The 15,117-nt window shown below is 64.2% G+C and carries 10 protein-coding genes; 2 read left to right on the top strand and 8 right to left on the bottom strand.

Annotated features, from left to right (window positions below; genetic code table 11):
- Nucleotides 1-3 precede the first annotated feature (3 nt).
- From ETD96_RS10615 to ETD96_RS10605, 3 genes are all read right to left on the bottom strand, one after another.
- Nucleotides 4-1,992, bottom strand: coding sequence for a Druantia anti-phage system protein DruA (locus ETD96_RS10615; protein ID WP_205719206.1), 1,989 nt, complete (start codon nucleotides 1,990-1,992; stop codon nucleotides 4-6).
- Nucleotides 1,989-3,440 (bottom strand): ATP-binding protein, encoded by a 1,452-nt coding sequence (locus ETD96_RS10610; RefSeq protein ID WP_138636144.1) that lies wholly within the window; start codon nucleotides 3,438-3,440, stop codon nucleotides 1,989-1,991. Before ETD96_RS10610 ends, ETD96_RS10615 begins: the two co-directional genes overlap by 4 nt.
- 96 nt (nucleotides 3,441-3,536) lie before the next feature.
- Nucleotides 3,537-3,923, bottom strand: a complete 387-nt coding sequence (locus tag ETD96_RS10605) for a hypothetical protein (protein WP_138636143.1) — start codon at nucleotides 3,921-3,923, stop codon at nucleotides 3,537-3,539.
- 251 nt (nucleotides 3,924-4,174) lie between these two features.
- Here ETD96_RS10605 and ETD96_RS45785 point away from each other — a divergent pair, with 251 nt between their 5' ends.
- On the top strand, nucleotides 4,175-4,660 hold the full coding sequence (locus tag ETD96_RS45785) for a hypothetical protein (RefSeq protein ID WP_205719205.1): 486 nt from the start codon (nucleotides 4,175-4,177) through the stop codon (nucleotides 4,658-4,660).
- Entirely contained in the window at nucleotides 4,587-5,270 is a 684-nt protein-coding gene (locus tag ETD96_RS45780; protein ID WP_205719204.1) for an integrase core domain-containing protein, read from the top strand. The genes ETD96_RS45785 and ETD96_RS45780 overlap by 74 nt, the downstream gene beginning before the upstream one ends.
- 166 nt (nucleotides 5,271-5,436) lie before the next feature.
- Here ETD96_RS45780 and ETD96_RS10595 read toward each other — a convergent pair whose 3' ends face one another.
- From ETD96_RS10595 to ETD96_RS44560, 5 genes are all read right to left on the bottom strand, one after another.
- Nucleotides 5,437-8,244, bottom strand: a complete 2,808-nt coding sequence (locus ETD96_RS10595) for a pPIWI_RE module domain-containing protein (protein ID WP_138636142.1) — start codon at nucleotides 8,242-8,244, stop codon at nucleotides 5,437-5,439.
- 36 nt (nucleotides 8,245-8,280) lie between these two features.
- On the bottom strand, nucleotides 8,281-11,685 hold the full coding sequence (locus ETD96_RS10590) for a pPIWI_RE_Z domain-containing protein (RefSeq protein WP_138636141.1): 3,405 nt from the start codon (nucleotides 11,683-11,685) through the stop codon (nucleotides 8,281-8,283).
- Nucleotides 11,678-12,817, bottom strand: a complete 1,140-nt coding sequence (locus ETD96_RS10585; RefSeq protein ID WP_138636140.1) for a pPIWI_RE_Y domain-containing protein — start codon at nucleotides 12,815-12,817, stop codon at nucleotides 11,678-11,680. The genes ETD96_RS10590 and ETD96_RS10585 overlap by 8 nt, the downstream gene beginning before the upstream one ends.
- A 16-nt stretch (nucleotides 12,818-12,833) precedes the next feature.
- A complete protein-coding gene (locus ETD96_RS10580) occupies nucleotides 12,834-14,237 on the bottom strand; it encodes a PD-(D/E)XK nuclease family protein (RefSeq protein WP_205719203.1) in 1,404 nt (467 codons plus the stop codon).
- 367 nt (nucleotides 14,238-14,604) lie between these two features.
- A partial coding sequence (locus tag ETD96_RS44560; RefSeq protein WP_205719202.1) for a hypothetical protein occupies nucleotides 14,605-15,117 on the bottom strand: 513 nt, incomplete at its 5' end.

Raw genomic sequence — 15,117 nt, 5'->3', positions numbered from 1 at the left:
CAGTCATCCCTCGTTGGCAGAACGCGATGAACCGACCGGCAGCAACTCCTCGTCGCCCGGCGCCGGGACACGCGCTCCGTGACGAACTGGCCGTACCAAGCGGTGCTGGCGCATGGCCTCTTGCACATGCTCTTGGGCTGCACGCTTCCGAGCCCACCGTGTTTGCCACCACTCGGCGACCGCCGTCCCGGCATCATGGGGTTCGGGATCGAGGAGGTAGACCGGTTCCTGGTCGATGCCGAGCGAGTAGTCGCGGACATTCTCGACCAACGGAACCCCGTACAGGATGCGCTCCCGGCCGTGCTTCAGGAGTTCGTTGGAGGGCCAGCCGAGAGCAGCCAGGCCGAGGCGCACCTTGCGCAGGCGGGGGCTGACGCCCTCGCCGAACAGGCTGTTCACGCGCACCAGGCCCCCGCTGAGCTCGGACAGCCGGACCAAGGCATCGACCGTGGCGTCCGAGAAATGCGACGTGCCGAACGACCTCGAGCGCCCAAGCTCATGGAAGCCCATGCGCGCGTCACCCGGCCCGCCCATCGCTGATGCCGGCCAGAACAGCCGGTTGTATTGGCTTGAGCCGGTGCCATAGAGGGAGGTGGTGCCGACGAAGGCCAGCCGGGCCTCGCGGGTGATCGGGCGCCCCGCCATGGCCGAGGCGATCTCGCTGGGACGTGAGTACTTGGCACGATAGGCAGCGAGAACCGTGGGCGACACCGCCAGCGCGCCGACCAGCTTGCCTGCCGCAAGTGCGTTGTAGGGCGCGATGGCCCCGCAGACCGTCAAGTCGGCGATAACAGTGCCGACCCGTTCACCCCGAGCGCGCCGTGCGACCCGGCCGATCTGCGTCTTGGCCTTCGGGTCTGCCAGCGCTTTGCGGAGTTCAGCGGCAGTCGGCTTGGGTCCCAGGTAGGAGCCGAGCAGCCCTTGGATTTCCAGCGTTTCCGCCAGCAGCGTCGACCGCTTCGATCGGAACAAATGCGTCTCCGCGCGTTCGATCCAGGCGTCGGTCCCGATGTTGCGGACCTCGCGGATGGTGCCGCCCCGATGATGCTTCGCCCGGTGACGCTCGGCATCAGCGCGGAGCCGGGCGACTACGTCCGGCGTAGGTTCCTTCAAATCGTTCGGTTGCAGCACGCCGTCTCGAAGCAGGTCATCGACGTAGATCTCGCAGCGCTGCGTCTTGATGCGTCGTGCCAGCCAGCGGGCGACCTTGTCGGTGGGCTCGGCCTCGACCGTCGCCACGAACTGCTTGGTGTCCCACTGCATCCAATTGTCGCGCTCGGCGATCTGGACCACAGGGCTTGAGATGGCGGCAAGCCCTATCACGGCATGGTGCACGGTGGCAGCGTCGCGGATCAGGATGGGCATAGACCGGCCCGGCACGGTTGAGTAGGCGTTCGACCAGGTGTGCCGGAAGTAGCGCCAGATGTCGTGCAGCTTGAAGCCGGTCAGTTCGCAGGTGCTGGACGTGTCCACGATCTGCACGTAGGGCTGGATGACGTCACTCGCCTCGGGAGCGGAGGCGAGGGCATCGGCAAGTTCGTGGCCGTCGCGCATCAGGTTGAAGATGGACACCAGCCGACTACCGTGCTGGTGACTGCGCTCCATGCTCTGGATGAAGCGCCGGACGCTCGGCTGGCGCAGTTGGGCGTCGCGGCGCAGGTGCTCCTGCCTGCGGATACGCGCCTTCTCCGTCTCGCGGTCGGTGTGCGTCTGCGGCGGGCTCAACAGCGGGCCGTGTCGGTCGACCGTCACCGTCCATCCCTGGTCAACGAGGTCGATGACGGTGTGGGCAGCGGCCGCGAGGCGCGGCTTGTTGTAGAGGTCGTCAAGCTCCGCGGCTCTGATCCAGAAGGCGTGGTCGAGCGGCATGTCGGGGTCGAACCGTGCGTGGGCCAGCAGGTGGCACAGGCGCAGGAAGCCCTTCCGCTCAGCGCCGGTCGCACCGGCCGGGAGCGAGAGTGGGACGTACTTGGCATCGTCTTTGCTGGTCATGACTTCTGCAGCATTCGTCCGTAGGTGCTGCTCCATGCCTGGACAAGATCGTTCAACGGACGTCCGGCCCGTTCCAACTGCACAGCGCTCCGCGCGAAGGACAGCAGGAACAGTTCGATCGAGGTGCGGAGTTCGGCTGCCGCTTCGCCCTCGATGGACTGGAGCGGCTGGTAGAGGGCAGCGAAGGCCGGGTGGTCGGCATTGAGTGTCAGGTCGAGTGTCCGCTGCGCCAGCTTGGACTCGAACATGGCGTCCATCGGGAGGGCATCCGACCCCAGGCGATACTGGATCGCACCGCTCCGTCCGCGTGAAGCGATCACGGGCAAATCGGGGTCGGCGGCTGCCGCGATCCGGCACGAGGCCTCGGCTGCGGCTTGGAACTTCACGTCTTCGAAGGCCTGACGCACCCGGGCGTGGAGGAGGCGGGCGATTGACTCCAGGTCGGACTCAAGGGCGTCGCGGAGCGTGGCAGAGGGACGGATGCCTTGCTTGTTGATCGTGATGCCGAAGTGCTCATCGAGCGCGGGCTGGAACTCGATCTCACAGCGCCACCAGTCGTCGTAGTTCTCCTTGCGCTTGCCGCCCATGAGGTGCCAGCCGCTGGCGATCTCCCGGCCAGCACGCAGGATCGAGACGCCGCCTCCTCCGACGATGCCCATGCGGCGCTTGGTCACGTTGTCGAGGTGATGCCAGCGCTGCACGGGCAACATGGCGAACCGCACCGTGACGACCGACGTGTCGCCGTCGGTGGTCTCCAACTCGTAGGCAAGCTCATCGAAAGCGAGCCGCGCTGTCGCGCCTTGGACCTCCGTCGTGAGCAGCGTCGGGTCGATCGCCTCGACCGGCGTCCCGTTGATCGTCATGGTGAGCCCGGCGGTGAGGAAACGCCGGTACGCGCGCCCCAGGTCGCGGTGCAGAGAGCGCTCCAGCCACGCTAGCCGGCGGTACTCGATCCGGTCGCATTGCATCCAGCGGACACGGCATCCGGAGGTACTCGTGCTTCGCGATCCACGGCGGGCGACCAGTGCTGGATCTGTTCCCTCCACGATGGCATCGACGTCGAGCGACACGGTGTGCTCCAGACCGTTGTTCCGCCACGCGGTGACCTCGACGCGCCGCGCCTGACTGAGGCTGGCGGCAGGCAGCCCCATGCCAAAGCGACCGAACGAATGACGGGCATCGAAGCGCGATGAACCGCCGAAGCGCAAGCAAAGCGCCAGTTCCGCCTTCGACATCCCGACGCCGTTGTCCTCGACCACGATCTCGGGGAGAGCATCCGCCGTGGCGCGACTGATGGTGATGGCCACTTCCGTGGCCGACGCCTGCAGGGAGTTGTCGACCAGTTCGGCCAAGGCCGCCGAGATGCTGAGGTACCCGGATTCGCGGACGGCGCGGATGAAGTTCGAGGTGACCAGAAGATCGTCGACTCGGTTGGCTTGACGGCTCATGATCCTCCGGACCTCAGGGCGAAACTCTCTGGGTTCAGAGTAGCTCCTCCGAGGGCCGGGCGCACCCCAACCACCACTTCGTGCCGTCACATCGCCTCACGCCCGGGTTGAGGTCAAGAGGGTCACGGTGATGCGCTTGGTCTTGGCCGGCTCCGTGAGGTCGAGGCCTTGCCCACCAGCGAGCACGAGTCGCACGGTCGGACGCGACGAGCCAGCGGTCATGACGTAGGGCTCGGCCTTCGGCAGCCACACAAGTTTCCCGGTGCGCTGCAGGTCGAAGATCGCCTGATGGTCGGCTGTGGTGACGGTGAACATCCGATCCGAGACGTGCGCGGACTCGATTTTTTCGCCCGCCAACGCGTCAGGCATGGGCGACAGCGACTTCAGTGAGTTGATCCCCAGTACCTGCAGGGTGGTGATCTCCTCGCCCTCAAGGCGCGACAGGATGGCTTGGATCTCTTCGGAAGTCTGAACAGCCGCCATGATGAACATCTTCGCGCACGGAGCCTCCTGCTGCTTCAGGCGGGTGCGCGATCTGCCGTCCTGGGGGTGTGGTCTCGATGGAGGCGGTGGTGATCTGCGCGGTCTGCGAAGTGAGCGGCCGACGATGAGGCTGTGCTTGCCGAAAATTACGTCCACGCAGGTGGAAGGCGTAGAGGGATGCTCGGGCGCCGTGCTTGATCAGCTGCGAAACAGGCGGCGGCAGGGCGGTCGCCGCGGGATGATGGGCGGCTGTGTTCTTGCGACTGGCCTACTTGACCGCGGCCAACGCGTTCGCGGTGCTGCGTCTGCTGCCGATGACCGATCGGGACAAGGACGCCGAGATTTTGGTGCTGCGGCACCAGATCACGGTGCTGGAGCGGCAACTCGACGGTGCACGGGTGCGGTTCACCGTTCCGGACCGAGCACTGCTTGCGGCGTTGCTGCACCGACTCCGTCCCAGCGTGTTACGGCGGATCCGGTTACTGGTGCGGCCGGACACGGTGCTGCGCTGGCACCGCGACCTGATCGCGGGCCGGCACGCCGCCCGATCCAAACCCAAACGGCCGGGCCGGCCACCGACCGTCCGTTCCATCCGCACGCTGATACTTCGACTGGTGCGGGAGAACCCGGGCTGGGGCTACGCGGGTGCACGGCGAGTTGCTGGTGCTCGGCGTCAAGGTGGCTGCCTCTACCGTCTGGGAGATCCTCAAGGATGCCGGCGTCGATCCGGCGCCTGAGCGTTCCGCTACGACCTGGGCCGGTTTCCTGCGTTCCCAGGCCGAGGCGCTGCTGGCGTGTGACTTCCTGGAGGCCGTGACCCTCAGCGGCGCCCGCATGTACGTTCTGGCGGTCATCGAACATCACACCCGCCGTGTCCGGGTTCTGGGCGCCACCGCCCGCCCGACCGCTGCGTGGGTGACCCAGGCGGCCCGGAACCTGGTCATGGACTTGGAGGACGCGGGTTGCCGGGCACGGTTCCTGATCCGCGACCGGGACGGCAAGTTCCATGAGCTGTTCGACGCCGTCCTGGCCGATGCCGGTATCCAGGCGGTGCTGACCGGGGTGCAGATGCCGAGGATGAACGCATTGATGGAGCGGTGGGTGCAGACCTGCCGCCGTGAGCTTCTGGACCGGGCTTTGATCTGGAACCAGTGGCACCTGCTCCACGCACTCGGCGAGTTCGAGACCTTCTACAACGAGCATCGCCCGCATCAGGGCATCGCCAATGCTCGCCCGTTGAAGCCGCTGCCGCCGCCGATCAACGAATCAGACCAGATCGCCTACCTGAACGTCCGAAGACGCCAACATCTGGGCGGGATCCTCAACGAGTACGAACATGCGGCTTGACCTGCACGGACGAAGTTTTCGGCAGGGGCAGCCCCACGACTAGGCCGAATACGTCATTGTTGAGTGGGATCGGCTGGTACAATCACCGCCGTCTGCACTCGTCCACTGGCAACTTGCCACCTGTCGGAACCAGCCTGGAACCGCGCTCCTAAATGCAGAATCGGAGTCATTCCAAGTTAAGCTCGATCATCATTTGTTCCGACTCCTTCTCCGCTTCCTCCGCCGGGGAAGCGGTCTCGACGTCGTCCTGGGGCAGTGCGTACTGATCAGCGAGTTTAGCCAGGTGTAGCACCAGAGGTAGGCCTAGAACGTCTCGGTAGTCATCGCAGAAACGCTGTTGGTGGACAAACATAGCCCACTTTTCCGGATCGTCTTTCGGTTGCATGCACGCGATAGCCAGTTCGAGGAGGTCGGGGTTCCAGGCGTTCTTCGTGGGCCTGAACTCACTGCGGCCCTTCTCGTTGACGTGGCGGGTGAGCTTTGCCGCTTCCACACTTATGAGGTGAGTGCCCGCCTTGTCGGATGTGCTGTAGAAGATGCGGTCGGACGCATCAGGTTTCCAAAGGCCTTTCGCGATACCGCCGCGTTGCTTGCCTCCATGCTTCTCGTTGCCTAGCTCGGCGGGCGCCCACCACTGGCTGGTCTCGTCTCGGTCGCCATCGGCGACCCGAATCACTCGCAGTTGCTTACCGGCCAGGCTGATTCGTTGGAGCGGGCCCCGGTCGAACCCGATGCGGTCTTGGACCAAGCCCTTATTGGTGAGCCAGGGCCACCTCATGCGGATGTTCTGGGCCCGGACCAGGACCAGCGTCGGGTTGCCGCGCAGCATGCTCAGGGTCTTCTTCACGAACGCTGCGGTCGCGGCCGACTGCTGAGCCTCCGTCTTCAGGTCGCCCTGGTCGATCTGGCCGGTAAGGCTGAGGAGGAGTTCCGGGTAGGGAACCCATTCGACCATGTCCGCAGTCTTACCCATGATGCACTTTTCACCTGGGCGGATGAGGATGGCGATGGGGGTGAACTGCGCCTTGTTGGTCGGCCCGTCGGAGCGGCGCTTGACGAGCCAGAATGCTAGCTGGTTCAGCTGCTCTGGGATTGCTTCGCCGAGTGTGTGGAGGGGGATGAAGCGCATTCCGGTTTGCCTCAGGCTGTCCAGCCATGCGGCGTCGGCGCGGAATATCGCATCCCGTTCCGCCTCTTCAGGGTCCTCGGCGTCATGGTCGAGGGGGCGGATGAACTGGCTGATGAGACCTGCGTCCGCCAAACCCAAACGGATCGCGTACTTCGGGTCGTTGCGCCGATTGGCGTTGGCGAATTTTTCCTTGCCGTCGAGTTCGACGAGGGCGAGTTTTGCGCCCGGTGCCTTCTCTTTGAGCTTATTCGTGAACGCTGCGACGGCGGTCCGGCGTGTCGCGATCGCTCGATCGTGCTCTCGCCCTCTTGCAGGTGGCTTGTCGCTCTGGCTGAGAGGCCCACCCAGTGCACCGACCGGCAGGGCATAGATCTCGATGTTCAACTCGTCTGTGCTCCACACCCACCTCGTGGGGCCTTGCTCAAGCCGGTGAGGGGAGAGGGCGAGGCTGTCCTCGGCAGCTTTGATGATGCGGTCTCGTGTGCCGTCCGCCTGATGGAGAACAATGGCGATGAGCGGGCGCCCGTCGAGGCTGTCTGCGAGGCGCTGCCGTCGCCGGATGCCGTTTCGATCGTCGCGAGCCTTGTTCTCGGCGAGGATGGCGGCGAGCTCGTCCTCAGGGATCTCCTTCTTGGGCACCCCCTGATGGGATTCCAGCTGCTTCTTTGCAGGTGGGGCGACCTTGCTGCGTCGGAGGTTGGGCACCGGTAGGAAGTCGGGAAGAAGGGACTGTTCTGCCCATTCGGTCAGCCTACGGCGTTCGCTTGGCATGAGACCGGTGCCGACGGCGTGGTGCCCCATCGCGGTGTGGTGGCTGACCGCGACCGCAATGTCATCATGCTGACCGTCGATCCAGTGATCGGCCTCTTTGACGAGCCGTTCCACGGGTGGCAACTGTTGCAACGCGGAGACTCCGACCAGCATGCCTTGCGGTCCGCCGTGCCGCCAGTTCGTTGTTCCCCGGTTCCACTCGATCATGGCGACAGAGAGCCTTGATGGGGCTGGTCCTTCGGGGACGAGTGATTCATCGGGTAGTAGGTATACCGACACGCCGTCTTCGATGGGCATCCAAACCTGCCCGCGAACGAAGCGGCGGACGCCCGTACTGAGGTGGATTCTTGGCATCGCCGAGAAAGGCGTGGACCGGAGGCTGAGCCGGATGTAGGCGGAGTAGCGCCAGAACTTGGTGCCGTCGCCTTTCTTGTTCGTGGATTCATAGGTCAACGGGGGCCAGGACATCAGTTCTGCACCACCTGCTCGGGCATCGCCGGCGACCTGCTGGAAGGATAGGCGCTCACCTTGGTGCTCATACGGATCGAGATGCGTGATGCGAGCTGCCAGGACGTCCGGGAGAAGCCGAAAGAGATGGTTGGCGGGCAGCGCCGTGCCGCCATCGGAGACGGTGCTCTCCAGGAGGTCCACGGTGCTCTCTCGCCAGGTGAGCCCGCCCGTTTCGAGTAGTCGGAAGGTCTTGTGGAGCAGGCGACGGGATTCGGGATCTTCCGGGTCCCGCTGCAGGCCGCGCAACCACGCTGCCGCGAAGAGGTTAATGATGGGTGTCGGGTACGGGGTGGCGGCGTACAGCCAGGGTTGTTCGTTGCCAAAGGTGGCGCTGTGGTCGACTGACACTAGATCCGGCGCCACCGCACGCATCACCTGGTTGATTGCTTTCGTTGGGATGCGCTTGCGTCGTTCGGCTTGTTGAGGGGGCATCCCGTGGTGGTACAGGTTCCTGATCGGCAGCTCCCAGTCAGCGGGCAGCGCAAGAGTATGCATCTGCGCCTTGAAACCGTCGTGGTCCGGGTTCGGCCAATAGGACGCGGGCCGGATCTCTGGATAAACCACTGCGAGCCCTCCAACGTGGCTTGAACGGCATCTCGGTTAGTTCATGTCGACGAGCGCACGGTAGAGCGGCTCGTAGAGTTCTTGGACGAGCGAGCGATCGGTGGGCGACAACTCGGGGTCGTCGTCGAAGTAGGGGGCGAGGACGTCCCGCATGCTGGCCAGGAGACTGGTATCGGCAGTGTCTGCGGCGCGGAATCCGGCTTCTTGAGGTGAGAACGCGGCATCGACGAAGACGACTCTGGCGGGTACGCCACCGCGGACCAGGCGGCCGATGACCTGCCAGATGACCACCAGCTGATCCCAGGTGAAGGCGATCTTCTCGTCGTCGCGGAGGCTGGACCACGCCAGGCGCCTGGTGAGGAAACGGTTCCATCGTTTCCGTGCTCGGGCGCGAAGTTCGGTTCCGGCGCGGTCCGGTGTTTCTGCCGCGAGCGCCGCCTGGCGGAACAGGCCGTCCTCGTCTCGCAGCTGGCGTACAGCCCAGTCGTTGATGGCCTGGATGGCGAGGGAGATATCATCCGGACGGGGATGCGGACGCGCGAGAAAGAAGACGCTCCCGATCGCAGCCTTGCCGCTGTTCAGGACGATATTGTGCCCTCTTTCGACGGCCAACAGCGGCGCGACGAGGATCTCACCGCCGGAACGGGCGAACGAACTTACGTTGCCCCGCGACAATGTTCGAACGGCGGGGGTATCCGGCATCCGCGCCCAAGCCGAGTCTGCGTCCGCGTCGTCGGAGATCAGCTGTATGACTCGGCCGTTCCACTCCGGAATCTGGTTCAGGAACTCTGCTGCCGTCCTGGCTTCCACGTAGCTGCCTACCAGCAAGAGGATCCGCCGGCGCTCGGGGTCCTCGATCTCAGCCAGTTCCGCGTCCAGCATGCTCACAGAGTCGGTGAGGCTCCGATCGGGCACGGCCAACTGGTGCAGCATCTGCAGCAATGCATCCGGGCGTTGCTCCGGATCACATCCCGAAAGCCTTACCGGCCTGTCGCTGTCTGGCCAGTAGAGGAACTCCTTGCGGAACTCGGTCGCCAGGACGGCCTGGATCTCCTCCTCACGGGGACGCAGGATGGCCCCGACCGGGACATGCAGATGGTATCTACTGGACGTCCCCGCCCAGCTTGTTGCCGACATGAGCAATACGTTCGGTGCGGGCCGCCCATCCACCTCGGCGAGATCACCTAGGCGGGTGAGCAACTCGCGGCCGACGCCGTTGCAGCGGAAGAACCGAAGTTCGCCGCTACGGTCACCATCGCGCTCTCGGTCGTCGTGCCGGAACTGGAAGCCGAGGACGTTGCCCATCGGCGACTCTGGCAGGACGGGCTCGTAGTCTTTGGGTGGCCTACGAGATAGGACATTGGAGGTGGCTTCGAGGTTCATGGCCGCCTCCACTCGCGGCCACAGGATCGTCATGAAGTTGAGCCGACTGTGCAACGCGGCCAGCAGCAGCGTGAATTCGAACCGCGTTGCCTGCACGTCGAGCTCGTCTTGGATCTCGGGATCCCCGCCCACAACTTCCAAGAGGGTCCTGCGCAGCCGGTCCCGTGTCATCGATCCGTGCGGGGCGTGCAACAACTCGAGTGCCAGGTGAACGAAGGTGTTGACCAGACCGGTGACCTCGTCGTCCTCCCCTCTCGGCTGGGCCTGGTGGAGAGGGTCGTCCCGGAAACGGGACAGGGCTGCTTCCACGAGTTGAACCTGTGGTGGGAGATCGCTCTGGTCGATCCCTGGGAACCAGCTTTTGATCAACAACGAGTGCAGAGTGAAAGCGCTGAAATAATCCACGCTGATCCACTTACGGAGGTCGTCGTCCTTGACGAGCAGCGCGTAGATCCGGTCGGTGGCGGCGCTGACGGTATTGACCGCGTTAGTCCAGTCGTCGACATCACGGGCCGATAGCTGCAGGCGTCCGTCACGGGCCATTTGCTGGAATTTGTGAACGGCAACCTCGTCGAACCACGAATTCGGTGATCTGCCGACCAGTGTGCTCGCCGGCGCGAAAGCCGTGTCGAGTTGCATCTGCACCCTGTCGGCTTCATCGACGATGATCAGGTCGCTGCGCCTGCCTGCCAGTTCCAAGTAGCGCAGTTGCTCAACTTGGAGGTGCTGGGGTACTGCGCTATGCACGAGGCCGGCAGGTGTGGCGACCCAGATTTGCGCGTCCACGAGTTCGCGGGCACCGTGATGCCGAGGGCAGCGATTCCACAACGGGCACAGCCGGCGTTTCGGCTTAGGCTGACGAGTCTTGGGTGCAGTGTCGAGGTCTGAGGCGGAGGATTCTTCGGTCTCATCGGGCACTGTGTAGAGCGACAAGCATGGGGCTTCGTTGATCCCCAGTGACGTCCGGGCTTCGAAGCCACGCAGAGCGTCCACCGGACAAGCGCTGCTCAAGTAGGCGAATCCGGGATCGTTGTGCTCAAGCATGGTGCGTGCGCCCGCTGTCGCCGTTCGCCGATGCAAGCGGCTGATGTTGCGTTCCCGGGTCGAGTGCCCCAGCACGGGGGCAGCGGTAAGACCAAGCCTTTTGAACTGCTCCACAACGGTAAGGGTCTCAGCGACGTCGCCGACCACAATGGTGACACGCCGTCTTTGCTTGCCCGCCACATGGAAGGCGAGAATGTCTCGGATCGTAGATTTTCCTGCACCGACCATACCGACCAGATGAAGAAGACGGTCCACCCGCAGTTTGCCCTGGCGGATGAAACTGCCCGCCTCATCATCCCGGACCAACAGCCTGACGCGCTTCAGTCGCCAGGACCATCTACTGCCCCGCGTAACGCCGTTAGCCTGCTCGGCTTTGTCCATTTCGGCGGCGGCCTTTTCGAGCTCCTCCCAGGTGACCTCGATGGGATCGCCTTCACCTGCGGGAAGCGCATACAGGTCGTGCGCCTTCGGTGTTGAATCCACCAAGAGTTCGGGAGTGAACGTGACGGAGTGTTCTCGGTCCCTGACCCGGAAGGTGTGTTCGCCCGCCTCAGCCAGCGGGATCTCACGCGTGGCGTAATCCGGTGCGGTCGTGAGGAGGTCCTCGTAGACCTCGAAACGCTGCGCGGCCCGTGACGGATCCCGGCGTCCCGGGACATCGTCGAGACCGTCCAGGTCATAACCACGGAGCTCCTGCGGAACCTTGAGGTAGCGCCCAAGGTTGTCACGCCATGTCTTAGGTCGCCGAAGGTCCCAGAGATAGTGCCGAGCGCGCAGCACACGAAGCCGCTGCTCCTCACTCCGGAGATCACCAAAGGCCTCGGCAATGGGGTAACCGCCTAGCAGGGGCCAGGCGTCTTTAGCCGACCGCGTAGGCATGACGCAGGTGAGCATGTAAAGACCGAGTTCGACGTCAAGCAGATCACCAGGCCGGAATGCATCCAGCTTCGCCGGCCAGACATCGTTGAGCTGAGCTGGGGAACACCTGCGGTGCCAGCCGCTACGGTCACGCATGCCGCCCCCTTGCCTTGTCCTGAACCGACGCGATCAGTTTGAGAAACGCCTGATCGTCCAGCAGCGTGATCTCGTCGGCCAGTTCGCCCGGCAGATGCCGGGCGAAGATCCTCCCGTAGGCGTCGTTGTCCTCGAACCGATACCGCGGGACAACGAGGAAAGCCCGATCGTAGGGCGGCTTCCTCCGGAACGGCCTGGTCGTCCGGGCGAGCAGGACTGGATTCACGCGGTCCTTCACATCCACCGCCCACGCCTGTCCGCCGGGCAGAGCCACCCTGAGGTCGTAGGCGTCGTAGTTCGGCCACATCTCTGGCCTGATTCCGTACCTGGTGATCAATGCCTGTTCCAGGTCGGTCTCCGCCAGTCCCGGACTTGTGATGAACATGCGCAACGGCCTACTGAGCTGGAACGCGCCTCCTTTGTTGGCGGGCAACTCAGTCCCAATGGTCGTTCTTCCGTCCCGGCGGCAGCGGTCGAGCTCACAGCGGAATCCACCCCAGCTCGTCGGCACCATCAGGCACCGGCAGCGTGCGCACTGCATGAACGTGCCTTTTTGCTGGTAGGAGGCGGGCGCGGGCTCGTAGCAGCGTTTCAGAATCGGATGCAGCAACAGCCCGAACTCTGGGTCTCCGCCAAGTTCGGCAAGCTCTGCGCCCGTGAGAACCGGCTTAGTAATCAGGTGACGCCGGAAGGCGGTGTAGGCATCGGGCGCCTCCGAGTCGCGGCAGACCGCGATCGCCTCCAGCAGCCGTTCGTTCTCGAACAACTCGGCTGCGGGATCAGCAGCGTGCACCTCCCACTCCAGGCAAGTCTGGGTGGGGGTGCGCGTGTCCTTGTCAACCAGGAGGCCGTTACCTCCGATCAGTTCCTCGGACACAGACACCGGCCACTTGACCAGCGGGCGCTCGGCCGCCCACGACACCATCTCCGCGACGCTGCCCGGCGGCTGCTCGTTCGTCCTGAGGCAGTGCAAAACCAGGTGGTTGTAGGCGTTCTGCACCTTTGCCGGGTATGCGGGGCTCGGCACTGAACGTTGACGGGACAATGTCACCAAGGCTGTAGCAACCAGACGCATGAGTACTTCACCGTCGAAGAACGCCGACGGAGCGGGTGTCTGGCTGGGCTCGATCATCGCACCGCCTTCGCCTTCACGCGGCTGAGCCGGAGTAGCTCGCACACCACCTGGATACAGGACACCACTGACACTTCTTGCCGGGCCGAGCCTCAAAGGCCGCGTCAGCCCGCCACGGCCCCGCGTACCGCCGAAGAACCGAGAGTGCCTTCTCCAGACGGCCTCCCTCGAACGGATCGATGATCTGCAGGTCAGATCCCTCAGGCCGGAGGATCTCGGCCTCCACCCGCGAGCCATTCAGATCGCCTCCGAGAGCTCCCCAAGCCAGCACGACGACACCGAGGGCCAACTGCGGAAACTCCTCGAGCACGTCGTCGTGGAACCAACGCTCCCTTTGTGTTGTCTTGAGTTCCCGCCACACCCAGGAACCGTCCTCTAGGTAGAGGAGATCGGGCTTAGCGACGACAACGACCTGGGCCGCAGTGTCATGGAACGCCCGCTTCGCCTCTACCTCGACGCGTTCAACAACGTCCTCAGCCTGGAAGGGGCACGCATCGACATGATGGCGAAGCATGCGAGCACCGACCTCGGCAAGGTCATCGGGAACTCGCCAACGCCCCTCAGTCCAGTTCGTCCCTGAGGGCGGCATGTCCGTGAGCGAGCACGCAGGGTGATTGTCACGGCGATGCAAGTCTTCGATCCAGCGGTGGACCGCCTGACCGAGCTTGGCCGAATCGGTGTACTCGCTCTCTGCCGGAAGATGCAGAGACCGTAGATGCGCCTGCGCCGGGCAGTCCAAGTAGTACCGAAGAGTCGAGATGGACACCTTCCGGAGCGAAGCCCGTCGCGAGGGCAAACCCAGGATTCCAGGCACGCGTGGCAACGCCGTACACCCAGTCATCTGCTTACATCCGAAGCACGAGCCACCTGTCGACAGACTGCCGGCCGAGACGACCTTGAACACGTGCTGATGCCCATGCCGACGGTAGTAACTCTCTGCCTCCGCGACGCTGCCCTCGAACTGGACCCTGTCCCGCCCGTCCGCCAGACCGACCTCCACGATCCTTATGTATTGGACCTGGTCGGCCGTTCCATCCAGCAATAGGAAACGATCACTCCAAGGTCTCGGCCACTTGGCCGGACTCCCAAACGCAGCCACATAGGCGGCGATACCTATCTCCCCAGGCGATGAATCCCTAGCCGCCCCCTGCCGCAGCCGCCGGTATTCACGAACGCTTCCGTCAAGGGACTCGTAACGTCGCCACCAGGCATACAACTCCCAGAACTTCTCTCCTCCACGCTGTACGACCCAGTACGGCTGGACCGGTTTGAGGCTCTCGTGGCTCTCCTGATACAGGCGAACCGCGTGACCCACATAGCGCAGATGTCCCTCATGCACCGCCCGTGACCTGCTCCGTAGCTCGGCAAGCGCAAACTCGACCGGGACATCTTCAAACTCGATCCGATCCAGAGCGTCCATGACGGGACCCAGTGTGAAGGTCTCCAGGCGCTCCCGCGGCAGACGCGAACGCACTGCCGCACGCAGTGCAGGCCGAGCCTTCGCGGCTGCGAACGAGGGACACGAATGCTCCTCATCGCCAGCAGTGCCTGGTCCGACCCGCAGCAGTCCCTCATCCCCCACCAGCCACGGGGGTTTCCGCCATACGACGTCCACTGCTCTCCCGACACGTCGACGTATAGCCGCGACTCCGTTTGCGGCCAAGAGATCTACGCTTACAACAGGAGAACACAACTCCTAGATCAACAAGTGTCAAAGACGGAGGAAACCCTCGCAGGGGAGGTCAAGCGATCCTGAGACTCGGTCTTGGGCGTCCACCGGACAGCATCTATGAGGGAGGGCCTTGCCACCATGGTGTTTTGGCGGGCCAGGAGAATCGGTAGCCGTTTCGGCCCAGGTAGGGGCTGGTCAGGACGTGGTGCATCTGCGTCCAGACGGTGAATTGGGCCCTGGTGCAGCCGGGCATCCCCGTTTCGGCCAGGAGCATGTTGTATCGGTCGAGTGCTTCTGCGATCAGGACCCTGTCCAGGGGCCCGTAGGTCATGGCGGCGGTCACGACCAGCTTGGCTAGGTCGTAGCCGAGGGGGGCGAGGGTGAGGACGTCGAAGTCGACCGCGACCGGGGCGGCCGCGCCGGTGAGTAGGAAGTTGCGGATGTTGGCGTCCTTGTAGACGGCGGCGGGCAGGCCGTCGCTGTCGCGGATCCAGGCGCGGACGTCGTCGCCGGTCAGCGGTGTGTCCGGTGGGGTCGGCGCGGCCAGCAGGTCGAGGAGGCGCTGCTCACGGTGGTCGCGGAATCCGGGGATGGTCAGTGCTTGGGCGGTTTTAATAGTGAGGCCTAT

Source organism: Actinomadura geliboluensis, from assembly GCF_005889745.1.
Classification (GTDB): Bacteria; Actinomycetota; Actinomycetes; order Streptosporangiales; family Streptosporangiaceae; genus Spirillospora; species Spirillospora geliboluensis.
The sequence above is the reverse complement of the archived record's forward strand: the minus strand, read 5'-3'. Positions and strand labels throughout refer to the sequence as shown.